The following is a 21,233-nucleotide window of genomic DNA, read 5'->3' on the forward strand; positions in this document are numbered from 1 at the left end:
CGTCCTCCTAGTGCGCGATGCCGGAGCCGGCCGCTTCGTCGATCAGGCGGCCACGCGCGAAGCGGTCGAGATCGAATGGACGGCTGACGTCGTGGTGTTTTCCGGTGGCGAGCAGATGGGCGAGCAGAGTGCCGCCGGCGGGGATGGCCTTGAAGCCGCCCGTGCCCCAACCGCAATTCATGAAGAGGCCCGGCAACGGGCTCTCCCCCAGGATCGGCGAAGAATCCGGCGTGACATCGACGATGCCCGCCCATTGCCGCATCAGCCGGAGCTGCCGGAAGCTCGGGAACATTTCAAGCAGCCCCGAAACGACGTGTTCGAGAACCGGAAGGTTGCCGCGCTGCCCATAGGACGGGACCCGATCTAGGCCGCCGCCGATGACGAGCTCTCCCTTGTCCGACTGGCTCGCATAGGTGCCGGTCGCCGGAGAAAGCACGACCGTATCGAGCGCCGGTTTGATCGGCTCGGAGACGCAGGCTTGCAGAGCGTAGGAGGTTATCGGCAAACGGAAGCCTGCCTTTGCGGCGAGATGAGAGGAATTTCCGGCCACGACCATGGCCACGCGGTCAGCCCGGATTTCGCCGCGGCTTGTCTTCACACCGCGGCAGCGGCCTCCCTCGACGAGGAACTCCCCGACCTCGCACGACTGGATGATGTCGACGCCCAGCCTGTCGGCAGCGCGCGCATATCCCCAGGCGACGGCATCGTGCCGCGCCGTCCCGGCCCTTCCCTGCCACACGCCGCCGAAGACCGGATAGCGCGCCTCGGGCGAGAGATTGATCAACGGCAGCACGCCGCGCACGTCGTCGACGTCAAACAGCTCGGCGTCCGTACCGTTGATCTGCATGGCGTTGACCGTGCGCGCCGCCATTTCCATCTCGGCCTCGCTGTGCGCCAAGGTGATGATGCCTCGCTGCGAGAGCATGATGTTGTAGTTGAGGTCACGCCCCAGCGTCTCATAGAGGCGGAGGGCCATTTCGTAGAGCGCGGTGCTCTCCGGGAAGAAGTAGTTCGAGCGTACGACCGTCGTGTTGCGCCCGGTGTTGCCGCCGCCAAGCCATCCCCTCTCGATGACCGCGATGTTGCGAATATTGTGGTTCTTGGCGAGATAGTAGGCGGTCGCGAGACCGTGACCGCCGCCACCAATGATCAGGATGTCATAGCGCGGTTTCGGCTCGGGAGAGCGCCATGCCTTTTGCCAACCCTTCTGGGCGTTGAGACCTTCCTTGAAAAGCGAAACGGCGGAATAGCGCCGCGTCATCTGGAGGCACCACTGCCTGAGCGCGCGGCATCTGACGGATCGGCTGACAAAGCTGGCTGCTGCATTGTATGCCCTCGCGATGGAGGAACCGGCGCATCCGTGATCCCGCGCGCCCGATCCATACGGGCATCAATAATGATTCTAGACACAAATGTCTAGACGATCGCGTCACCAACGACGCCTGAAAGCACGCTCCTGCCCAGTCGTTCGGCATATTATGGCAAAACGGCGAACTTCAGTGTGTACAGACATGTCCATTTTGACTCAACTATCGGGTTGAACGCGTCGCATGACTGCGGTGAACGACTCGACTTCTTCATCGGAAGGAAGACGACCGGTGAAGCTGAGGAGGTAGGGGCGAAGCAACCGCAAGCGCATTTCGCGACCGTCACGTATTCCAAGCGTAAAGTGGCCGACTTGCGTGAAATAGAGCACGCGGGCCCGGATGAAGGCCTCTTCCTCGGGGTATCCGTACCGCTGAAACATGCGGGTGATCGCATCGACGCGCTGGTCGTCCGCCTGGTCGACCACGCCGCGAACCACGGCATCCACCTGCCCCCAGGACCTGACGGCCGCGTCGAGCCGCGGATCGAACATCGACGGGTCGACCCAGCACTCGAAGATATGGCAGACCGCCTTCGTTACGGTGGCCGCTGGGCGCAGCGCCCGCTCGAGGATCGGGCTGGTGTTCTTGGTGAGCCAGTGCTCCAGCAACTCCCCGTGCAGCGCCTGCAGATCGGCAAAGAACCAATAGAAGCTCGACCGGGAAACCGCGAGTTTCTTGGCCATGACCTGGATCTTCACATTGGCGATACCCTCTTCGATCAGGGCATCAATGCCGGCATCGATCCAGGCCTCCCGGGTCATGCGACCAGCCTGCTTCGTCGCCTCCACTTTTGCCCCACGGGGCTTCTTTACACTCACCATCTCTCCTTGGCCGAACCGCCCGGCAGTTTGCGGATCTGGTCCTGATGTTGCCCAAAGCGGAAGCGAGATCAAGCTGCTAGGGTGCACATCGCGTCCCCAAGCATCCACGGCCATCGCCTGCACACGGAAAATCATCCGATACGAAACCTTCACATTCACACGCCTGTCACCGAAGCCCACGATATCTCGGCACCCTGTTTGACCGGCGGAATGAAATTCGACCCATTGCTTCCGCAGTCGGTTCCGATATCGAGTTTCAATATCCGCTAACTGGGCGGTCCGCACACACGTCAGACAGAGGCGAGAACGGCCGCCGCCGAAGGCGACATCCGGTTGCGGCATCGAACGAGCTGGAGTCGCAGCAGAGCCTGGGAGTTGTTGGTGGGGTCATCGGCGAAAACAATGCATGAGCAGGCAGCAAGACCGCGCCAGGGCACGCCGACCGAAGTCTTCGGCGCTTTCTTGAAGCTGGGGCTGACGTCGTTCGGCGGGCCGATCGCGCACCTCGGCTACTTCCGAGACGAATTGGTGGTGCGTCGCAAGTGGATCGACGAGGCCGGCTATGCGGATCTCGTCGCGCTATGCCAGTTCCTGCCCGGCCCGGCCTCAAGCCAGGTCGGCTTTGCGCTCGGCCTCCTGCGTGGTGGTCCGCTCGGCGCGCTCGCCGCCTGGGCCGCTTTTACCCTGCCGTCCGCGCTGCTGCTGATCGCTTTTGCCATGGCGGCGACCACCTTCGGCGGCCCGATCGGAACGGGCCTGTTGCACGGGCTGAAGGTTGTGGCCGTCGCGGTCGTGGCCCAGGCTGTATGGGGCATGGCAAAGAGCCTCACGCCGGACCGCGAACGCGCCAGCATTGCCCTTGCCTCCGTGCTGATCGTCGTGTTTGCGGCGGGTGCGGTCGGGCAAATCGCGGCGATCACATTCGGTGCGCTCGCCGGTGCCATGCTGTGCCGCAACGACCCGGTCACGGGATCCACACATTTCAGCTTTCGCGTCACACGACCGGTCGGCATCATCTGCCTCGTCGCTTTCTTCGCTTTGCTCGGCCTTCTGCCGATCCTTGCGGCAGTTTCCCAGAACTGGGCGCTCTTCGACGCCTTCTACCGCTCCGGCTCTCTCGTCTTTGGCGGCGGACATGTGGTCCTGCCGTTGCTGCAGGCCGAAGTGGTCGCTCCGGGCTGGATTTCCAATGATGCTTTCCTTGCCGGCTACGGCGCGGCCCAGGCCGTTCCAGGCCCGCTCTTCACCTTTGCAGCCTATCTCGGTGCGGTCATGGGGCCCGCTCCGAACGGCATTCTCGGCGCGGCCATCTGCCTTGTCGCGATTTTCCTGCCCGGCTTTCTGCTGCTCATCGGCGCCCTTCCCTTCTGGGACAGTTTCCGCAAACGCCAGCTCGTACAGGCTGCGATGCGCGGCGCAAACGCAGCCGTGGTCGGCATCCTCGGCGCGGCGCTCTACAGTCCGGTCTGGACCAGCGCCGTGCTGAACTCCTACGATTTCGCGCTCGCGCTGACGGCGTTCATTCTGCTCGTCGTGTGGAAGGCGCCACCGTGGATCGTTGTGGCGCTGACGGCCGCAGGCGGAACTGCTCTGCACCTTCTGTGAGTTCCGCAGACCATCAGGCGCGGTGGGCGCGTTTCCCGTCGCAGTTTCTTCGCCGGGAAGAACCGAATTGTTTGTGCACGCTTTGCCCTTGACCTTGCCATCGTTGGAAGCCCCACATTCGGATACGTCAGATCATATGGAGTCTCCAATGTACCATCTCAACATCCCCGACATGACCTGCGGACATTGCGCCGGAGCGGTCGAGAAAGCGGTAAAGTCGGTCGATCCCAGCGCCAAGGTTGCTGTCGATCTCGATGCCAAGACCGCATCGATCGACTCTCAGATCGGCTCGGATAGCTTCGTCGCAGCGATCGAGGAGGCCGGCTACAAGGCATCCTTCAAGAAATCCTGCTGCAGCCACGTCGGATGATCCACGCCTGCCAGGGTCGATCAGTCTTTCGCACGGAACTTTGCGTGGCAGGACGTGCAGACCTGCAGCATCGTGTGGAAGGCGTGTTCGGCGGGCATGGACATCGGGTCAGGGGCTGCCGTCTTTCTCTTGGCGAGCGGCCCACCCATCTTCGCATCACCGCCGGGCATTCGCATACCGGGAGCAAGGACATCCGGGTTGCGGTCTGCCGCGATAGAGAGTGCTGCGGCGTAAGCACCGAGTTCGGCCGCCAGTTTGTCGAACGCCGGTCGCTCCGCTTCGATATTGACGCTGGCCTTTGATCCTTCGGCAGCGACGGTGCCCGCGAACAAGCGCGCCAGTCGTTCGCCTGAATAGGTTCGAACGGTTTCGGCGGCGGCTTTGAATGCCTTCGCATCATAGGGCGATGCGCCTTTGAACATGGCATCGATATTCTTGGCGGCAGCTGCCATCGTCTTCATCTCCTGCTGCCGCTCGCGAACGATGTCGGTGGCCGCGCGCTGCGCCATTGCCGTTGAAAAGCCCGCAAAGGCAATCACTGCCAGGACGAGCCCGGACCATTTTGCCGCATTCGAACACATTCGGGTGCAATCCTCCTCGCGAGAGCCGCGCGCTTTTCGCCGATTGATCAAGGTCAAGGCGAGACTTGCAAGCATCACGCACTGTGCTTGAATACAGCACGAGGTGTCGGACGAAAACATGATCGCCGCCAGCCAGATCGCCCGGAAACATGCAGCAGAATTGCTGGCCATCGTGGTCGCCGTTCTGTTTCTGCTCGTGCCGATGGCTGAGGCTGCGCCATTCAAATGCGGGCAACACGTTACCCGCAGCGAACATGTCGTTTCCCCGCAGGGCAAAACCGATCTCCACGCCGATACGGAAACAGGCAGCCAGAAAGCGTGCTGCAAACGTATCTGCAGCCTCTGTTATGCGCTGTTCCCGGCTCCAGTCCTCGGCGAAGTAATCCTGAACGGGGGCGGCCGCCGAGACCTTAATCCGCAAGCCCCCATCGACGGCGTCATCTCCCGCCCCGCCATCGGCCCTCCCCGTTCCGCCGGATGAACAGCAGTCGCTTGGCGGCTGCCTTCCACGATCGCACTCCGCGGTGCGATCTTCGTCGGCATTGGCCGACACGGAACATGAGGTAATGGATATGAAACGCCGTGAATTCCTGGGCGGACTGATGTCGGGCGCTGTCGTCGCCGCATCGGGTACCGCATTCCATCCAAACAAGAGCTGGGCTGAGGCCGGCAAGGCAGCGTCATCGGGCGCGGGGACCCGTTCGCTTGCGATCACCAAACGCGTCATCGAGGTGAATGGCAAAGCCGCCAACGTGTTCGGGCTCCTACAACCGGATGGCGCCGTCGGCCTGACGCTCGATGCGGACGGGCCGCTCGACGTCGCCCTTTCAAATCAGGGCGGCGAAGAAACGCTTATCCACTGGCACGGGCTCGCACCGCCGTGGGACATGGACGGCGTGCCGGACAATCCGGCAGCGCCTCTGAAGGCGAATGAGGCCCGGCACTACACGTTTCCGGTCGGCTCCGGCGGCACACACTGGATGCATGCGCATACGCTGCAGGAGCAGAACCTGATGGCCGCGCCGCTGATCGTGCGGACTGCCGAGGACAGACAGCGCGACGAACAGGAAGTGATCATCCTTCTGCATGACTTCTCCTTCACGCCGGCCGAGGAACTGCTCGCCAAACTCAAGGGATCGGCGGGCGGCCACGGGATGAACCACGGCGCGATGATGCAGGGCATGGCATCCAACATGCAGGGCCACATGTCCGGAGCGGCAATGCCGGGCATGGCCGCCATGGATCTGAACGACATCGAGTATGATGCCTACCTCGCCAACGACCGCACGCTCGACGATCCGGAAGTGGTCACCGTCGAGAGCGGAGGTCGCATTCGCCTGCGCATCATCAATGGCGCGACAGCCACTGCCTTCACGATCGACACCGGCGCACTCAGCGGACAGCTGATCGCCGTCGACGGGCAGTCGGTGCAACCGGTTTCCGGAAACCGTTTCCCGATTTCCATGGGACAGCGGCTCGATATCCGGCTGGAGCTTCCGAAGTCAGCGGGAGCCCAGCCCATCCTCGCGCTGCGCGAAGGCACGGATCATCGCACAGGCATCATCCTGGCGCCGTCCGGTGCAAAGATCGCCAGGATCGCATCGCGTGGAACGGAGCACGGGCCGATTGTCGGGCTCGATCTCGAAGAGCGGATAGCCGCCGCCACGCCACTTCCCGTTCGTCCTGCCGACCGTCGGTTCGAGCTCACTCTGACGGGCAACATGAGCGGCTACGACTGGCGGATCGAGGGCGGCGACGGCCTTGATGTCCGCGAAGGCGAAAGGGTCGAGATCGCCATGCGCAACATGTCGATGATGTCCCATCCGATGCATCTGCACGGTCACCACTTCCAAGTGGTCGACATCGGCGGGAAGGCAATCGGCGGCGCCGTGAGGGATACCGTTGTTGTGCCACCGATGGGGAGCGTTAGCGTCGTGTTCGACGCAAACAATCCGGGCCGCTGGCCGCTCCACTGCCATCACCTCTATCACATGGCATCGGGAATGATGTCCTTCGTCGCCTACGCGTAACCAGGATACGCCCGGCGTCATCAGTGACGGAGGCGCCGGGCGCTAGCCTTGTTGTCGGCGAGTACCAATTTGGAGGAATCCCATGGACGAGCATAAGCACCATCATCGGCACGAAGCTCACGACCATCACCACCATACCAATCAGAACGCGACGCCCTCCAAACCCGCAGACGGGCAAGGCTCCACGCAGGATGGCGTAACCTACACCTGCCCCATGCACCCGCAGGTACGCCAACTCGGCCCCGGCAACTGCCCGATCTGCGGCATGGCGCTCGAACCCGAAGTTGTCACCGGCGATACGGGTCCAAGCCCAGAGCTTGTCGACATGCGACGGCGGTTCTGGATCGGGCTGGTCCTGGCGCTGCCCGTGCTGGCGCTGGAAATGGGAGGTCATCTCACCAATTTGCATATGCTTGTTGGCGCGCAGACCTCGAACTGGATCCAGTTGATCCTGGCGACGCCGGTCGTGTTTTGGGCCGGCGCTCCATTCTTCGAACGGGCCTGGCAGTCGCTCATCACCCGTCATCTCAACATGTTTACGCTGATTGCGATGGGTACAGGCGTCGCCTGGGTCTATAGCGTCGCCGCAACGGTTGCCCCGGGCCTGTTCCCCGAAACGTTCCGATCCGGCGAGGGAGCAGTTGCAATCTATTTCGAGGCGGCCGCTGTCATCACCGTGCTGGTGCTGCTCGGACAGGTGCTGGAGCTGCAGGCCCGCGAGCAGACAGGGGGTGCGATCAAGGCTCTTCTCGATCTCGCGCCCAAAACCGCTCGCCGCGTCCGCGGCGACGGCACCGACGAGGACGTGGAGCTGGAGGCCGTCGCCGTCGGCGACCGGTTGCGCGTGCGCCCGGGCGAAAAGGTCCCGGTCGACGGTACGCTTCTCGAAGGCCGCAGTTCGGTCGATGAATCCATGATCACCGGGGAGTCGATGCCGGTCACCAAGGAGGTTGGCGCAAAGCTGATCGGCGGTACGATGAACCGGACCGGCGGCTTCGTCATGGAGGCGGGCAAGGTCGGCCGAGACACCATGCTGTCCCGGATCGTCCACATGGTCGCCGAGGCGCAGCGCTCGCGCGCGCCGATCCAGCGGCTTGCCGACCAAGTCTCCGGCTGGTTCGTACCGGTCGTCATCCTGATTGCCGTCATCGCCTTCGCAACCTGGATGATGGTCGGCCCGGAGCCGCGCTTCGCACACGGACTGGTGGCCGCAGTGGCGGTACTTATCATCGCCTGCCCCTGCGCTCTCGGCCTCGCCACGCCGATGTCGATCATGGTCGGCGTCGGCAAGGGTGCCGGCGCCAGTGTGCTGATCAAGAATGCCGAAGCGCTGGAACGTTTCGAGAAGGTCGATACCCTGGTGGTCGACAAGACCGGAACTTTGACCGAAGGCAAGCCGATGGTCACTTCGATTGTTGCCGTTAGCGGCATCACGGAGGACGAATTGCTGAGGCTCGCAGCCACCTTGGAGCGGCCGAGCGAGCACCCGCTCGCAAGTGCGATCGTCGATGCCGCCAACGAGCGCGGCCTGAAACTCGGCTCTGCCGAAGACTTCGACAGCCCGGTCGGCAAGGGCGTGACCGGTATCGTCGACGGCCGGAGGCTCATCATCGGCAGCCACCGGATCATGTCGGAGGAGAAAGTCGACGTCTCGGCCCTGTCGCAGAAAGCGGAAGAACTGCGTGACGAAGGAGCAACCGTCATCTTCGCGGCCATCGACGGCCGCCTCGGCGGGCTGTTTGCAATCTCCGATCCGATCAAGGCAACGACACCGGCAGCAGTCGCAGCGCTGATCAAGGACGACGTGCGTGTGGTGATGCTCACCGGAGACAACCGCACCACCGCCAGGGCCGTTGCCCGCAAGCTCGGGATCGAAGAAGTCGAGGCCGAAGTCCTTCCCGAACACAAAAGCGAGATCGTCACGCGCCTGCGCAAGGAAGGAAGGATCGTCGCCATGGCAGGCGACGGCGTCAACGACGCCCCTGCGCTTGCCGCAGCTGACGTCGGCATCGCCATGGGAACCGGCACGGACGTTGCGATCGAAAGCGCCGGCGTGACGCTGCTCAAGGGCGACCTGCAAGGCATCGTCCGGGCGCGACGGCTCAGCCAAGCGACGATGGCGAATATCCGGCAGAACCTGTTCTTCGCCTTCATCTACAATGCGGCCGGCGTGCCCTTGGCAGCCGGGGTGCTCTACCCGGCCTTTGGGTTGCTGTTGTCGCCCATCATCGCGGCCGCTGCCATGGCACTCTCATCCGTCAGCGTAATCGGCAACGCCCTCAGATTGAGGAGCGCTCGCATATGAGGGCGTAGAGCGCCGCGCGAGACCGGCGCAAGCGCCCAATCCGTCAAGGGTGCATGCGCTTGTCGACCGCTGGCCCTTCAAATGTTGCGGCCGCGTTGAAGGGCGGTTCGCCCTGGGCAAGGATAAGGGCACGCCACCATCGGCCACTTGGAAGCAATGCTACACTGACAAGCGAGAATGTAGCTTTCTTACATTTTGTTTGACGAATGTAGATTCCTTCATTATACCGACACTCACGCACGGCGAGTGAGACCTGGGAGCCCATCAACGCTTTCACAGGGGCCGTTGCGTTCACCTGGAGGAAATCAACATGTCACGCCGTTTTGCGCTGGCTTCAGCGCTCGCAGTCCTGTGCTCGCATATCCTTTCGACCGGCAGCGCCAATGCTGCGGGGATGACCGTCTATTGCCCGATGTCGGAAGATGACTGCGGCGCAGTTTTGAAAGCCTTCAAGGCGGATACCGGCATCGACGCGCAGTTCGTGCGTATCGGTGCGGGTGAAATCCTCGCCCGTATCCGGGCGGAAAAAAGCAACCCGCAGGCCGGCCTCTGGCTCGCAGGAGCGGCCGACAATTTCATCCAGGCGGCCAGCGAGGGCCTGCTCGCCGCTCATAAGGCGACTGGTATCGAGAAGGTCGACCCGCGCTACACCGACAAGGAAGCCCGCTGGACGCCGATCTCGCTCTCGCCGATTGTCTTTGCCTATAGCCAGAGCGTTCTCGACGAAATCGGCGCCAAGCCGCCGACCAGCTGGAAGTCCTTCACAGAGCAAGTATTCCAGCAGAGCGTCGCGCTTGCCCATCCGGCCTCTTCCGGCACCGCCTATGTAGCACTCGCCTCCATGGTCCAGCTCTATGGCGAAGAACCGGCCTTCTCGTTGATGAAGGATATCGACAAGAATGTCGTGCAATATACCCGCTCGGGCGTCGCGCCTTCGCGCATGGTCGCCAACAACGAAATCGCGCTGGCCATGGCCTACACGCAGGACATCGAGGCGGCGCTCGCCCAGGGCTATCCCGTCGGATACTCCTTCCCGGAAGAAGGCACCGGCTTCGAGGTGAACGCCGCCGCAGCGATCGCCAACGCTCCGGAAGAACAGGCCAAGGGGGCTACCGCCTTCCTCGACTGGGTGCTGACGGACAAGGGCCAGGCCGCCATCGGTGCAACGTTCCGAGGCCCGATCGTTCCAGGCTACAAGAACCCGGAAGCCAAGATCGACCTCTCCAACGTGAAGATGATCGATTACGACTTCACCTGGGCTGGTGAAAACCGCGCGCGGCTATTGGAACGCTACGAAAACGACGTTCGCCACAAGGCCGACGCCAAGTAACGCCCGACCGAGCAACGCTCGCCAAGGAGCACCGACATGACCCTCGTCTCGCAGGCGACCCCGTCCGGCCGGACGGGGGCATCGCCGGCCTTCCTTCGCCAGATCGTCGTAGACCCCTGGCTCTTCGGCATCTTCGCCCTCGTCACGGTTTCGGTATTGGTCTTCGCGGTCCTGCCGATCTTTACCGTCATGAAACAGGCTGCCGTCACAGAACACGGCTTCGACATTGCTGTTCTCGCCAATACGCTCTCGCAGTCCTTTGTCTGGGATTCACTGCTCAATACGCTGCTGCTTGGCGCAACTTCGGCGCTCGTCGCCACGGCCGTGGGGTTCCTGCTCGCCTTTTCCGCGACGCGCACCACCATGCCAGGAAAAATCCTGGTGCATGGCGTGGCGCTCCTGCCGATCATCTCGCCACCCTTCGTCATGGCGCTGGCCGTCGTCATCCTGTTCGGCCGCTCGGGCCTCATCACCCGCGAGCTGCTCGGCATCCGCAACGCCAATGTCTATGGCTTCCACAGTCTGGTGCTGATCCAGTCGCTAGCCTTCACGCCGATCGCCTATCTCAACATCCGCGGCATGCTGCAGTCGATCGACAGCGCGCTGGAGGATGCTTCGGCCTCGCTGGGCGCGTCGCGCTGGACGACTTTTTCGCGGGTGACGCTTCCGCTCGTGACGCCGGCGATCCTCAGTTCCACACTCCTCGTCTTCGTCAAGTCGGTCGAGGACTTCGGCAATCCGATGCTGATCGGCGGCAACTTCAACACGCTCGCCGTCGAGGCCTATTCGCAGATGGTCGGCTACTTCAACCTGCAGGCAGGCGCGCTCCTCGCCAGCCTCATGCTGATCCCTTCCATGACGGCCTTCCTCATTCACCGCTACTGGGTCAGCAAGCGCAGCTACGTTACCGTCACCGGCAAGCCGACCGCCCAGACGATCCGCATTTCGGGTGCCGTCGTCGTTCCCCTGGCAATCCTCTGCTACACGGTCGTCCTCGCCATCCTCACCTTCTATCTGACGGTGATCTACGTTTCCTTCACGAAGCTGCCGGGCGTCGACAACACGCTGACGATCGCCCACTACGCAACGGTCTTCACGGTCGGTTTCGAGACGCTCAGCAATTCACTGCTCCTTGCAGGCATCGCGACACCGGTAACGGCGATTGCCGGAATGCTGATCGCCTACCTCCTCATCCGTAAGGCCTTTCCGGGCAGTTTTCTGTTGCGCTGGGGTACGCTCGTCTCCTTCGCCGCACCGGGAACCATTCTCGGCATAGGCTATGTGAGCACCTTCAACGCGCCGCCGTTGCTTTTGACAGGCACCGCCTTCATCGTCATCGCGGCCATGGTGGTGAAGAACCTGCAGGTCGGCATCGAGGCCGGGTCGAACCAGTTGCGCCAGATAGACAAGTCCATCGAGGAAGCATCCACCATCCTTGGCGCCTCGAACACGCGAACCTTCTTCCAGGTCACGCTACCGCTCCTGAAGCCCGCACTGTTCACCTCCCTCTCCTATGCCTTCACGCGGTCACTGACGACGCTCTCGGCCGTGATCTTCCTGGTCTCGGCCAACTGGACGCTGATTACCGTCACCATCCTGTCCCAGGTCGAGACCCTGAAGCTCGGCGTCGCGGCCGCCTATTGCAGCATCCTCGTCTTCGTCGTGCTCGCCATTTTGGCGGCCGTGCAACTCGTCCTCAGTTCGACATCGAAGAGGTAAGCCCATGTCGAAAGTCATCTTCTCAAATATCACCAAGCGCTTCCCGGGCGTCGCGGGTGCGACCGCCGTCGATCGGCTGAACCTCACGATCGAGGAAGGCACGCTCGTTACCCTGCTCGGACCGTCCGGCTGCGGCAAGACGACGACGCTGCGCATGCTCGCGGGCTTCGAGACGCCGAGCGACGGCACGATCACCATCGGTGGGCGCGACGTTACGAACGTTCCCGTCAATGCACGCAATGTCGGCATGGTGTTTCAGAGCTACGCCCTGTTTCCGCATATGAGCGTGCGCGAGAATGTCGAATATGGCGTGCGGCTGCTGAACCTGCCGCGCAACGAAATGAGGGATCGCGTCGATTCCACCCTCGAAACAATGGCGCTCGCGCAATATGCCGATCGCTCGCCTTCGCGGCTTTCCGGTGGCCAGCAGCAACGCGTGGCGCTCGCACGCGCCGTCGTCACCCAGCCGAAGGTATTGCTCTTTGATGAGCCCCTCTCGAACCTCGACGCGCAATTGCGCGAGCGCATGCGCGATGAGTTGCGCTCCATCCAGCTCCGGCTAGGCATCACCAGCCTCTACGTCACCCACGACCAGAGTGAGGCTATGGCAATATCAGACCGGGTCGTGGTCATGCGCAACGGCATCATCGAGCAGGACGACACACCGCTTAATGTCTACGCCCGCCCCGGCACCGGTTTCGTCGCCGAGTTCATGGGCAAGGCGAACATCCTCACGGGCAAGGTCGAAACCATCGAGCAATCAGGCATTCGGGTGCGGATAACCCCGACTGTCGCCTTGACGCTTCCATACGGCGACCACGCCTACAGACAGGGCGACGAGGTACGCTGCGTGGTTCGCCCGGAGCATATTCGCGTGGATCCGGAAGGCACGGTTGAGGCGAAGGTGCGCCGGGTGGTCTTCCAGGGCGCTCATGTCGAATATCTTACCGATCTGGACGGCCAGGATTGCGTCTTCCTCGATAACGATTACCACCGGACGGGCGTGGCCGAAGCTGGCCAGACACTACGCCTCTCCATCGACAGCCGGCCGGTCTGGATCCTGCCGCAGAATAAAGCCGACGCCATGGAAAGAGCAGCATGACCATCAACCAGCCCATCCTCCACGATCTCCACAAGACAATCGCAGAAGTCGCACGCGAGGCCGCACTCGCGGCCGGCGCCGTCGCCCGCAAAGGTTTCGTCGAGGCGAACCCGGAAACGCTGCAAACCCAACAGAAAGCTGGTTTCTTCGACATCGTCACGGCCTCCGACAAGGCGGCGGAGGCGACGGCCTGCGAGATCATCTGGTCTCGGTTGCCCGCATCCCGCATCCTCGGCGAAGAAGGCGGCCTGCAGGGCGAAGGCGACACGACCTGGATCATCGACCCGATCGACGGCACCAGCAATTTCGCTTCGGGCCTGCCCTTCTTCTGCGTCTCGATCGCAGCGTATCATGCGGGCGAGCCGGTCTGCGGCATCGTCTACGACCCGATCCGTGAGGAGCTCTTCATGGCGAGCGGCGGGCGGCTCACTTTGAACGGAGCGGAGGTGAAGCCCTTCTTGCGCGGGCGCAGCGACCGTGAGGTCGAACTCCTGACCAACGCTCCCTACGAGGGCGAGCGCCCTTCGCGTGCAGCGCAGGAAGCCCATGCCGATCTTGTCAATTCCTTCCGTGCTGTGCGCCGTCTCGGCTCCTGCGCACTGCACCTTGCATATGTGGCTGCCGGACGCGTGGCGGTCGCCTACGAATCGAAGTTCAGCGCCTGGGACATCGCGGCCGGCATCCAGCTCGTCGAAGCGGCAGGCGGTCTCGTCGCCGTTCAGGACCGGGAGGGCCGGTCGCTCGAGCCGCGCGAAGAGGCGCTCGGTTCGGTGAAGAGGCTCGTTGTGGCGCAGGCCGGTTTTGACTATCAATCGTCCTGCCTGTCGAAGCTGATGGCAGACGGCAACTTGTGATCTCCGTGTTCGAAAGTCTCCATATCCCGGAACGAAGGGCTCCATGCTCGATCTGATCAGGCAGTCTCTCTCGCAATTCACCCCCGCCGAACGCAGGATCGCCGAGGCGATCCTCGACACCCCGAGCACGGCGATAACCTGGTCGATCACCGACGCGGCACGCATCGCCAATGTCAGTGAGCCCTCGATCATCCGGTTCTGCCGGCGGCTCGAATGCGACGGCTTTCCGGACTTCCGCCTGAAGCTCGCCCAGCAGCTCGCCGTGCGCCAGGCGCCGGCAAGCCCGGCGGAAAGCGGCGCCGACCCGTTTACGGGGCTCGTCGACGATGTGTTCAACCGCGCCGCAGAATCGTTGCGCGAAGCCCGGCACGATCTTGACCTCGATACGCTGCGCCGCGCCGTCGATCTGCTCGCCAGGGCCCGCCGCATCGACGTATACGGCTATGGCGGCTCCGGCTTCCTCGCCGGTGAAACTCAACACCGCCTCGCCTCGCTCGGCATAGCAAGCGTTGCCTATTCCGACCCGACCTTGCAGATGGTGTCGGCACCTCGTCTTCGGGGAGAGGACGTGCTTTTCGTGCTCTCGTTTTCGGGCCGCACCAGCTATCTAATCTCGAATATCGAGATTGCAAAAAAGGCCGGCGCACGTATAGTTTCCATCTCTCCCGGCGGTTCCGTCGTCGCTTCCCTCGCCGACGAAAACATCAATCTCAACGCCTACCGCGCCTCGACCCATCCCCTCATCGTACCGACCGGGCGCGCCCCGATGTATGTGATGCTCGACGTGCTTTTTGCCCTGCTTGCGCGAAGATGCGAGGCAGGCGCTTCATGAAACCGGATGCAAGGATGACGACATGGAAACGACTTTCTCTCCAGTGCTGACCGTTTGCGGTATCGAGGAACTCCCGGGTCAGAGCAGCCGAAACGTGACCCATGTTCTGTCGATCGTCGACCCGGAACTCCCGGAACTGGACGCTTTCGGAGCCTACGGCCAGCACCACCGCACGACGCTTCGCTTCCACGACATCATTACGGCGGCGCCGAACCGGGTCATGCCCCATCCGGATCACGTTGAAGCCGTCCTTCGCTTCGGCACGGATTTCCTGATGCGGCAAGATCGGGACGCCGCGAGCCATGTCCTGGTTCATTGCCATATGGGCGTGTCGCGCTCGACGGCAGCCATGCTGACCCTGATGGCGCAGGCAAACCCCGACGAAGCCGGCGAAAGCCTCTTTACCCGCCTCGCCGCCATCCGCCCGCAAGCCTGGCCGAATTCCCATATGATTGCCTTTGCCGACGAACAACTCGGCCGTCGGGGAGACCTTAATGCAGCGCTTGGCCGTCATTACGGTCGTCAGATCAAGAGCCGACCCGAGTACACCGAGTGGATGACGACACTCGGCCGCGAGGCGGAACTGCAAATGGCCGTCCACGACTGAGCGTTTGAGGCAACCCGACCCGGGTTCACCGGCGTCAAGGCCCGGCATGGATATTAGAATTCCTTGCCGAGCGTCTGCGCTGGCGACGTCGGTGCACCTGAAGGGAACGGCATGACGAGCACGCCTGACGTCGAAGAGATTTCCGCGCTGATGGTTGCAAGCTTCCACCAGCTGACCGGCAGAAGCCTGGTTGAGACTCCGGCGGATAGCGGATGGCTCTATCAATCCGCTCCGTTTGCCTTGCTCGCACATGACCGATCCGAAGACCCGCGCTTCGTTTACGCGAACAGGACGGCCCAGGCCTGTTTCGGATATGCCTGGGAAGAGTTCATCGGGATGCCGTCACGCCTTTCTGCCGAGGCTCCGGACCGGGAGGAAAGGCAGCGCCTTCTGGACGCCGTCTCCGCCAGGGGTTTCATCGACAACTACCGCGGCGTTCGGATTGCGAAATCCGGGCGCCGATTCTGGATCGAAGAGGCGACCGTGTGGCAGCTTGTTCGCTCCGACGGTGTCCGCGTCGGCCAAGCCGCCGTCTTCCACACCTGGAAGGACCTGTAATCGGCGCATTGCCGGTGGCCCGGGCACGTGAGCGGAAACGAAGCAGGCGCCAGCACCTCCGACTTCACTCGCCTTAACGGGTGTAGCGTTGGGGAGCCACGAGCGATCGCAGTCCCCAACGTCGCTTCAATGCTTCAGAATTTGACTGAGAAATAACTTCGTCCGCTCGTGCTTCGGATTGGTGAAGAACTCGTCGGGGTTTGCTTCTTCGACGATCTGTCCGGAGTTCATGAAGATCACGCGATCGGCAACGGCCCGGGCAAAGCCCATCTCGTGCGTGACGCAGACCATCGTCATGCCGTCCTTCGCCAGGCTTGTCATCGTCTCAAGGACCTCGGAAACCATTTCCGGATCGAGTGCGGAGGTCGGCTCGTCAAACAGCATCACCGCCGGCTGCATGCAGAGCGAGCGCGCGATCGCGACGCGCTGCTGTTGGCCGCCGGAAAGCTGGACGGGAAACTTGTTGGCCTGTTCCGGGATTCGTACGCGCTCCAGGAATGTGAGCGCGCGTGCCCGTGCCTCTGCTTCCGACACGCCGTTGATCCACATCGGTCCGACCATGCAGTTCATCAGCACGGTCATGTGCGGAAACAGATTGAAATGCTGAAATACCATGCCAACATTGCGCCGCACGTCCGAGACATTGCGCATCTTGGTATGCAGGTTGATGCCGTTGACGACGATCTCGCCTTCCTGGTGTGCTTCCAGACGGTTGAAGCAGCGGATCAAGGTGGATTTGCCGGACCCGGACGGGCCGCAAATGACGATGCGCTCGCCTTTGCGGACCCTAAGGTTGATATCCGTCAGCACCTGGAAGGCGCCGTACCATTTGGAAACGTTCCTGGCGTCGATGATGGTCTCAGCACTCATCTGACCTTGCTCCTGGCATAGTGACGTTCGATGCGGGACTGGATCAGCTCGAGAACGATGGACATCGCCCAGTAGAGCATGGCGGCGGATATGAGCATTTCCATATGCTGGAAGGTCTTCTGGCCAAGTGTGCGGGCGAGAAACATGAGTTCCCAGACACCGATGACGGAGACCAGCGAGCTATCCTTCAGCATGGAGATGAACTGGTTTCCGGTCGGCGGGATGATCACCGGCAGCGCCTGAGGCAGGATGACCTTGCGCATCGTCAGCCCGAAGCCGAAGCCGATGGAGCGCGACGCCTCCCACTGGCCGCGGTCGATGCTCTGAATGCCGGAGCGGAAGATCTCCGTCATGTATGCGCCGTAGCAGAGCGAAAGTGCCAGAATGCCGGCCGGCACCGCGTCGATGATGAAGCCGAGTTGCGGCAGGCCGAGATAGATCAGGTAAACCTGCATCAGGAGCGGCAGACCGCGAAAGAACGACGTGTAGAAGCTGGCGATCGCATAGGCGAAACCGTTCGTCGAGAGCTTGGCCACGGCGCCGAGGATGGCGATCGCAGATGCAATCACGATCGAGATCGCCGAGACGTAGACCGTCGTTACCAACCCCTGCGTGATGAGGAACGGCAGCTTCTCCTCGATGAAGGGCAGGCTGAGGTGGAAGGTCTGGAAGAACGCAAGGAACAGCGCCAGCAACTCGAGCCAGACGACGGCGATCTGGACCCTGAGGCTCGCAAAGCCGATGAGCACGATGTTGAGGCAGAAGAGCACTGCCACGACGAAGGCGGTCGCAAAGCGGCCGTAGAACCCACTCTCAAGCGGCTCCCCGATCACCGGACGCATCAGTTCGCCCATCGTCGTGCCGGTCAGGCCGAAGGCCGTGAAGGCGATGAGGACAGCGGCGAACATGCTGGCCACGAACCACGGCTTGTGGACGAGTATTTCGGACTCGACAGTATCCGGATAAAGCATCTTTGGTCCCTTTGGACAACGTGCGGTCCGGTTGCCCGGACCGCCAGATGTGGCTGCCTTACTTCACGACGGTGTAGTCGACGCCGTACCACTTCTCGGAAAGCTTGCTCAGTGTGCCGTCGCTCTGCATTGCCTTGATCGCTTCGGCGATCTTGTCATTCAGTTCCTTGTCGCCGCGTTCGATGGCGACGGCGAGCGGCTCGTAAAAGACGGGGTCGCCAACCTGCTTGATCGGATATCCGGCCTTGATTGCGTCGCGAATGCTGGGCAGTGACGACACGACTGCGTCGAGGCGCACGCCGTCACCGAGGCGCAAATCATCGAACGCGGTCGTCGAGTTGGCGTAGGATTTCACCTCCTTCGGCTTGAAGGTGTATTCGAAGGCAGGCGCGCCGGCGGCATCGAGTGTCAGATCCTGTTTGGCATAGGCTTCGAAGGTGGACGTCGCCGTCGCACCGACAACCTTGCCGTCCAGATCGATCAAGCCGACGACAGGGCTATCCTTGTGCACGGCCACAGCGGCCGGGGTGTAATAGTACACCGCGGGGAAATCGAAGACCTTGGCGCGTTCCTTTGTTGGCGTCATCGAGCCGACATGCATGTCCCAGCGCCCCTGCCAGTTGCCGGCGGTGATGATGTCCCAACCGGGCGTGACGAACTCGACACCCACACCCAGCCGCTTGGCGAGTTCCTTGGCGACATCGACATCGAAGCCGTCCATCTCGTTGTTCTCGTTCATGAAGGATTGCGGCGCCCAGTTGGCGTCGGTCGCTACCTTCAGGGTCTTTGCGTCGAGCACGTGGTCGAGCACGGCACCGGCATGAGCCGGAACGGTTGCGAGCGACAGGGCTAGCGATGCGGCCGCGGTGAGTTTTGAGAATGTGTTCATGCTGTCGTTCCCTTTATCGTTCTGTTTTTGACAGGGTCCTCTTCCTGCCAACGGGTTGATCTTGAGTTCTGAGGCCGCCATCCGTCTTCCGGTGATCCGAGGTAGCGCGGGGCCGCCCTTTCCTAAAAACAGTGGAAGTCAGCGCTCTCCTTTCTCGGCCATCTCATCGCGGACGCTGCGCGCCACCCGGAAGGCCTCGACGCCTGCGGGAATGCCGCAGTAAACCGCGATCTGGACGAGTGCCGCGCGAAGCTCCTCATCGGTCAGGCCATTGCGGATCGCCCCGCGATAATGGATGGCGAACTCGTGCATGCGGTTCAGCGCCGCGAGCATTCCGAGGTTGAGCAGGCTGCGGCTCTTCAGATCGAGGCCTTCGTCCGTCCAGACGGTGCCCCAGCAATATTCGTTCAACAGATCCTGGAAGGGACGCGAGAAGGCATCGCTATTGCCGATCGCCCGGTCGACATAGGCATCGCCAAGCACCTGGCGTCGGACGGCCTCCCCCCTTGCCCGAAGTGCCTCATCCATCGACCGTCTCCCCCTGGCTCATGAACTCGCCCATCAGCGTCGCCACGACGTCGGGCGCCTCGATGAGGATGGAATGGCGCAGGCCTGGCAGGATGCGAAGCTCGGACCCGGGAATGCGCTCGTGCATGTAGCGCGCCATGCGCGGGTTGGAGCCGGCATCGTCTTCGCCGGTAGTGATCAGCGTCGGGCAGCGGATCTGGTCGAGAAAGCCGCCGAAATCCGTTTCCGCCAACACGCGATAGGCGGCGGCGTAGCAGTCGGGATCGTTTTCGGCATCCCGCGCCCTTAGCCGTTCGATCACCTCCGGGTTGCTCTCCTGGAACTCTTCCGTCAGCCAGCGCGACAGCGAGGCATTGTGATGATCGGCAGGCGTTCCGGCCCTCAGCGCCGCGAGGCGATCAAGAACACGCTCCCGCTCGGCCGGCGTGCGGCCGGCGACGGTCGACAGAAGCGCCAGCCTGCGCAGGCGGCCAAGATGGGTGAGAGCCAGACGCTGCGCGATCAGCCCGCCGAGCGAAAAGCCTGCGAGATTGAAAGTGGGAAAACCCGCAGCGTCGGCGAGGCTTAGCGTCTCGTTGACGAAGTCATCGATCTCGTAGCGACCCTTGACCCGGCTCGACCGTCCATGCCCGCGAAGGTCGAACGTCAGGATCGTGAACCGATCCTTCAGCCGTTCGACCACGCCCGACCATGCCTCGAGATAGGAGCCGACGCCGTGAATGCAGACGAGCGGTTCGCCGTCACCTTCGATGCGATAGTTGAGTGTCACCTCTCCAATGGTATGGCGCTGAGCCGCTGCCATGGTCAGGCTCCCACCGCAACGCGCTTCTGTTCCTTCTCACGCGCCGCGAAGAAGGGCATGACTTCCTTGACGAACAGCTCCAGCGTCCGCTTCTGCAGCTCGAACGGCAGATTGAAAGTCAGGCCCAGGCAATACTGATCGACGCCGGCAGCCTCGTAGACCAGCAGCTTCTCGATCGCTTCGTCCGGCGTACCGAACATCAGGTTCTTGCGGATGTTTTCGGGGTTGTAGTTGTCCTTGCCCTTGACCGCTTCGTACGGCACCGCCTCGGGAAAGCCGTTGTGCACCGTGCCGATGTTCTGCATGAGGTTTTCGAAGGCGCGACCGTAGTCCATGCTGTGCTTGACGGCGCGCTCCCAGCCGTCCGGCCGGTCGTAGACGCAGGTCCGGCGCTGCATCATGAAGCGCGGACGCGGTACTTCCGGATGGTCGGCGACGGCCTTGCGGAACTTCTCGGCGAGGACGTGGATTTCGGCCTCCGGAGCGGAAAGCGGCGTCGACAGGATGCTCGCGCCGTTCGCGATCGCCCAGTCGAAGGTTCCCGGATCGCGCGCCGCCACCCAGATTGGCGGGTGGGGCTGCTGCAGCGGCTTCGGCACCGCGGCCGTGACCGGAAAATTCCAGTATTGCCCCTCATGAGCATAGTCACCGGACCAGAGCTTCTTCACGGCCGGCACGATTTCCTTCATGTAGGCCACGCCCTCCTGCTGCGGCATGCCACCCGCCATGCGGTCGAACTCGTACTGGTAGGAACCGCGCGCGATGCCGAACTCCAGGCGTCCATTGGTCAGGTGATCGCAGAGCGCCGACTCGCCGGCGAGCCGGATCGGGTTCCAATAGGGTGCAACCAGCGTGGAGGTACCCAGCCGGATGCGATCCGTGTGCTGTGCAAGCCAAACCAGCGTCTGGAACGGATTGGGGGAAATCGTACATTCCAGGGTATGGTGCTCGGCAGTCCACAGCGTCTCGAAGCCGCCATCGTCGGCAAGCCGCGCAAGTCGCAGCAGGTTGCTCTTCACCTGCTCCATCGGAATATCGGGGGAGAAGCGTTCCATTGTGAGGGAGACCGCGAACTTCATGTTTTCTGCCTTT

At 62.4% G+C, this 21,233-nt stretch carries 21 protein-coding genes; 12 read left to right on the top strand and 9 right to left on the bottom strand.

Going from position 1 to position 21,233, the window contains the following annotated elements:
* Positions 1-7: 7 nt before the first annotated feature.
* Both LAC81_RS21710 and LAC81_RS21715 read right to left on the bottom strand, forming a co-directional pair.
* Positions 8-1,261 (bottom strand): sarcosine oxidase subunit beta family protein, encoded by a 1,254-nt coding sequence (locus LAC81_RS21710; protein ID WP_223729265.1) that lies wholly within the window; start codon positions 1,259-1,261, stop codon positions 8-10.
* A 264-nt stretch (positions 1,262-1,525) separates the two neighbouring features.
* Positions 1,526-2,185 carry a TetR/AcrR family transcriptional regulator gene (locus LAC81_RS21715; RefSeq protein ID WP_223729266.1) on the bottom strand — a complete coding sequence of 220 codons (660 nt, stop codon included), beginning with the start codon at positions 2,183-2,185 and terminating at the stop codon, positions 1,526-1,528.
* A gap of 405 nt (positions 2,186-2,590) precedes the next feature.
* Between LAC81_RS21715 and chrA the strand changes: the two genes are divergently transcribed.
* Both chrA and LAC81_RS21725 read left to right on the top strand, forming a co-directional pair.
* Positions 2,591-3,793 carry a chromate efflux transporter gene (chrA, locus tag LAC81_RS21720; protein ID WP_223729267.1) on the top strand — a complete coding sequence of 401 codons (1,203 nt, stop codon included), beginning with the start codon at positions 2,591-2,593 and terminating at the stop codon, positions 3,791-3,793.
* A gap of 148 nt (positions 3,794-3,941) precedes the next feature.
* A complete protein-coding gene (locus tag LAC81_RS21725) occupies positions 3,942-4,163 on the top strand; it encodes a heavy-metal-associated domain-containing protein (RefSeq protein ID WP_223729268.1) in 222 nt (73 codons plus the stop codon).
* A 20-nt stretch (positions 4,164-4,183) separates the two neighbouring features.
* On the opposite strand, the gene LAC81_RS21730 is transcribed toward LAC81_RS21725, so the two are convergent.
* On the bottom strand, positions 4,184-4,744 hold the full coding sequence (locus tag LAC81_RS21730) for a cytochrome c (protein WP_223729269.1): 561 nt from the start codon (positions 4,742-4,744) through the stop codon (positions 4,184-4,186).
* A gap of 118 nt (positions 4,745-4,862) precedes the next feature.
* On the opposite strand from LAC81_RS21730, the gene LAC81_RS21735 reads away from it, so the two are divergent.
* The 10 genes from LAC81_RS21735 (at position 4,863) to LAC81_RS21780 (ending at position 16,081) form a co-directional block, all read left to right on the top strand.
* Positions 4,863-5,225 (top strand): hypothetical protein, encoded by a 363-nt coding sequence (locus LAC81_RS21735; protein ID WP_223729270.1) that lies wholly within the window; start codon positions 4,863-4,865, stop codon positions 5,223-5,225.
* A 91-nt stretch (positions 5,226-5,316) separates the two neighbouring features.
* A complete protein-coding gene (locus LAC81_RS21740; protein ID WP_223730425.1) occupies positions 5,317-6,774 on the top strand; it encodes a multicopper oxidase family protein in 1,458 nt (485 codons plus the stop codon).
* Positions 6,775-6,988: 214 nt separating this feature from the next.
* Entirely contained in the window at positions 6,989-9,079 is a 2,091-nt protein-coding gene (locus LAC81_RS21745) for a copper-transporting P-type ATPase (protein ID WP_223730426.1), read from the top strand.
* Between the two features lie 310 nt (positions 9,080-9,389).
* The gene (locus tag LAC81_RS21750; RefSeq protein WP_223729271.1) at positions 9,390-10,409 is read left to right on the top strand and encodes an ABC transporter substrate-binding protein; all 1,020 of its coding nucleotides are present in this window, start codon (positions 9,390-9,392) and stop codon (positions 10,407-10,409) included.
* Between the two features lie 36 nt (positions 10,410-10,445).
* On the top strand, positions 10,446-12,128 hold the full coding sequence (locus LAC81_RS21755) for an ABC transporter permease (RefSeq protein ID WP_223729272.1): 1,683 nt from the start codon (positions 10,446-10,448) through the stop codon (positions 12,126-12,128).
* A 4-nt stretch (positions 12,129-12,132) separates the two neighbouring features.
* Entirely contained in the window at positions 12,133-13,230 is a 1,098-nt protein-coding gene (locus tag LAC81_RS21760; protein ID WP_223729273.1) for an ABC transporter ATP-binding protein, read from the top strand.
* Complete coding sequence (locus LAC81_RS21765; protein WP_223729274.1) at positions 13,227-14,084, top strand: inositol monophosphatase family protein; 858 nt, start codon at positions 13,227-13,229, stop codon at positions 14,082-14,084. The genes LAC81_RS21760 and LAC81_RS21765 overlap by 4 nt, the downstream gene beginning before the upstream one ends.
* A gap of 43 nt (positions 14,085-14,127) precedes the next feature.
* Complete coding sequence (locus tag LAC81_RS21770; protein ID WP_223729275.1) at positions 14,128-14,916, top strand: MurR/RpiR family transcriptional regulator; 789 nt, start codon at positions 14,128-14,130, stop codon at positions 14,914-14,916.
* A 22-nt stretch (positions 14,917-14,938) separates the two neighbouring features.
* Positions 14,939-15,523: a tyrosine phosphatase family protein gene (locus LAC81_RS21775; protein WP_223729276.1), complete on the top strand. Its 585-nt coding sequence runs from the start codon at positions 14,939-14,941 to the stop codon at positions 15,521-15,523.
* A 111-nt stretch (positions 15,524-15,634) separates the two neighbouring features.
* The gene (locus LAC81_RS21780) at positions 15,635-16,081 is read left to right on the top strand and encodes an MEKHLA domain-containing protein (protein ID WP_223729277.1); all 447 of its coding nucleotides are present in this window, start codon (positions 15,635-15,637) and stop codon (positions 16,079-16,081) included.
* 126 nt (positions 16,082-16,207) lie between these two features.
* Here LAC81_RS21780 and LAC81_RS21785 read toward each other — a convergent pair whose 3' ends face one another.
* The 6 genes from LAC81_RS21785 to LAC81_RS21810 form a co-directional block, all read right to left on the bottom strand.
* Positions 16,208-16,951, bottom strand: a complete 744-nt coding sequence (locus LAC81_RS21785; protein ID WP_223729278.1) for an amino acid ABC transporter ATP-binding protein — start codon at positions 16,949-16,951, stop codon at positions 16,208-16,210.
* Positions 16,948-17,922 carry an amino acid ABC transporter permease gene (locus LAC81_RS21790; protein WP_223729279.1) on the bottom strand — a complete coding sequence of 325 codons (975 nt, stop codon included), beginning with the start codon at positions 17,920-17,922 and terminating at the stop codon, positions 16,948-16,950. The genes LAC81_RS21785 and LAC81_RS21790 overlap by 4 nt, the downstream gene beginning before the upstream one ends.
* A 58-nt stretch (positions 17,923-17,980) precedes the next feature.
* Positions 17,981-18,811, bottom strand: a complete 831-nt coding sequence (locus LAC81_RS21795; RefSeq protein ID WP_223729280.1) for a transporter substrate-binding domain-containing protein — start codon at positions 18,809-18,811, stop codon at positions 17,981-17,983.
* Between the two features lie 138 nt (positions 18,812-18,949).
* Positions 18,950-19,339, bottom strand: a complete 390-nt coding sequence (locus LAC81_RS21800) for a carboxymuconolactone decarboxylase family protein (RefSeq protein WP_223729281.1) — start codon at positions 19,337-19,339, stop codon at positions 18,950-18,952.
* A complete protein-coding gene (locus LAC81_RS21805; RefSeq protein ID WP_223729282.1) occupies positions 19,332-20,141 on the bottom strand; it encodes an alpha/beta fold hydrolase in 810 nt (269 codons plus the stop codon). The genes LAC81_RS21800 and LAC81_RS21805 overlap by 8 nt, the downstream gene beginning before the upstream one ends.
* 2 nt (positions 20,142-20,143) lie before the next feature.
* Positions 20,144-21,220, bottom strand: coding sequence for an LLM class flavin-dependent oxidoreductase (locus LAC81_RS21810; protein ID WP_223729283.1), 1,077 nt, complete (start codon positions 21,218-21,220; stop codon positions 20,144-20,146).
* Between the last annotated feature and the right edge of the window lie 13 nt (positions 21,221-21,233).

This window comes from Ensifer adhaerens, from assembly GCF_020035535.1.
GTDB lineage: Bacteria > Pseudomonadota > Alphaproteobacteria > Rhizobiales > Rhizobiaceae > Ensifer.

Coding starts and splice junctions, on each gene's coding strand:
- LAC81_RS21710 (WP_223729265.1), bottom strand. CDS start 1,261: ATGACGCGGCGCTATTCCGCCGTTTCGCTTTTCAAGGAAGGTCTCAAC.
- chrA (WP_223729267.1), top strand. CDS start 2,591: ATGCATGAGCAGGCAGCAAGACCGCGCCAGGGCACGCCGACCGAAGTC.
- LAC81_RS21725 (WP_223729268.1), top strand. CDS start 3,942: ATGTACCATCTCAACATCCCCGACATGACCTGCGGACATTGCGCCGGA.
- LAC81_RS21730 (WP_223729269.1), bottom strand. CDS start 4,744: ATGTGTTCGAATGCGGCAAAATGGTCCGGGCTCGTCCTGGCAGTGATT.
- LAC81_RS21735 (WP_223729270.1), top strand. CDS start 4,863: ATGATCGCCGCCAGCCAGATCGCCCGGAAACATGCAGCAGAATTGCTG.
- LAC81_RS21740 (WP_223730425.1), top strand. CDS start 5,317: ATGAAACGCCGTGAATTCCTGGGCGGACTGATGTCGGGCGCTGTCGTC.
- LAC81_RS21745 (WP_223730426.1), top strand. CDS start 6,989: ATGCACCCGCAGGTACGCCAACTCGGCCCCGGCAACTGCCCGATCTGC.
- LAC81_RS21750 (WP_223729271.1), top strand. CDS start 9,390: ATGTCACGCCGTTTTGCGCTGGCTTCAGCGCTCGCAGTCCTGTGCTCG.
- LAC81_RS21755 (WP_223729272.1), top strand. CDS start 10,446: ATGACCCTCGTCTCGCAGGCGACCCCGTCCGGCCGGACGGGGGCATCG.
- LAC81_RS21760 (WP_223729273.1), top strand. CDS start 12,133: ATGTCGAAAGTCATCTTCTCAAATATCACCAAGCGCTTCCCGGGCGTC.
- LAC81_RS21765 (WP_223729274.1), top strand. CDS start 13,227: ATGACCATCAACCAGCCCATCCTCCACGATCTCCACAAGACAATCGCA.
- LAC81_RS21770 (WP_223729275.1), top strand. CDS start 14,128: ATGCTCGATCTGATCAGGCAGTCTCTCTCGCAATTCACCCCCGCCGAA.
- LAC81_RS21775 (WP_223729276.1), top strand. CDS start 14,939: ATGGAAACGACTTTCTCTCCAGTGCTGACCGTTTGCGGTATCGAGGAA.
- LAC81_RS21780 (WP_223729277.1), top strand. CDS start 15,635: ATGACGAGCACGCCTGACGTCGAAGAGATTTCCGCGCTGATGGTTGCA.
- LAC81_RS21785 (WP_223729278.1), bottom strand. CDS start 16,951: ATGAGTGCTGAGACCATCATCGACGCCAGGAACGTTTCCAAATGGTAC.
- LAC81_RS21790 (WP_223729279.1), bottom strand. CDS start 17,922: ATGCTTTATCCGGATACTGTCGAGTCCGAAATACTCGTCCACAAGCCG.
- LAC81_RS21795 (WP_223729280.1), bottom strand. CDS start 18,811: ATGAACACATTCTCAAAACTCACCGCGGCCGCATCGCTAGCCCTGTCG.
- LAC81_RS21800 (WP_223729281.1), bottom strand. CDS start 19,339: ATGGATGAGGCACTTCGGGCAAGGGGGGAGGCCGTCCGACGCCAGGTG.
- LAC81_RS21805 (WP_223729282.1), bottom strand. CDS start 20,141: ATGGCAGCGGCTCAGCGCCATACCATTGGAGAGGTGACACTCAACTAT.
- LAC81_RS21810 (WP_223729283.1), bottom strand. CDS start 21,220: ATGAAGTTCGCGGTCTCCCTCACAATGGAACGCTTCTCCCCCGATATT.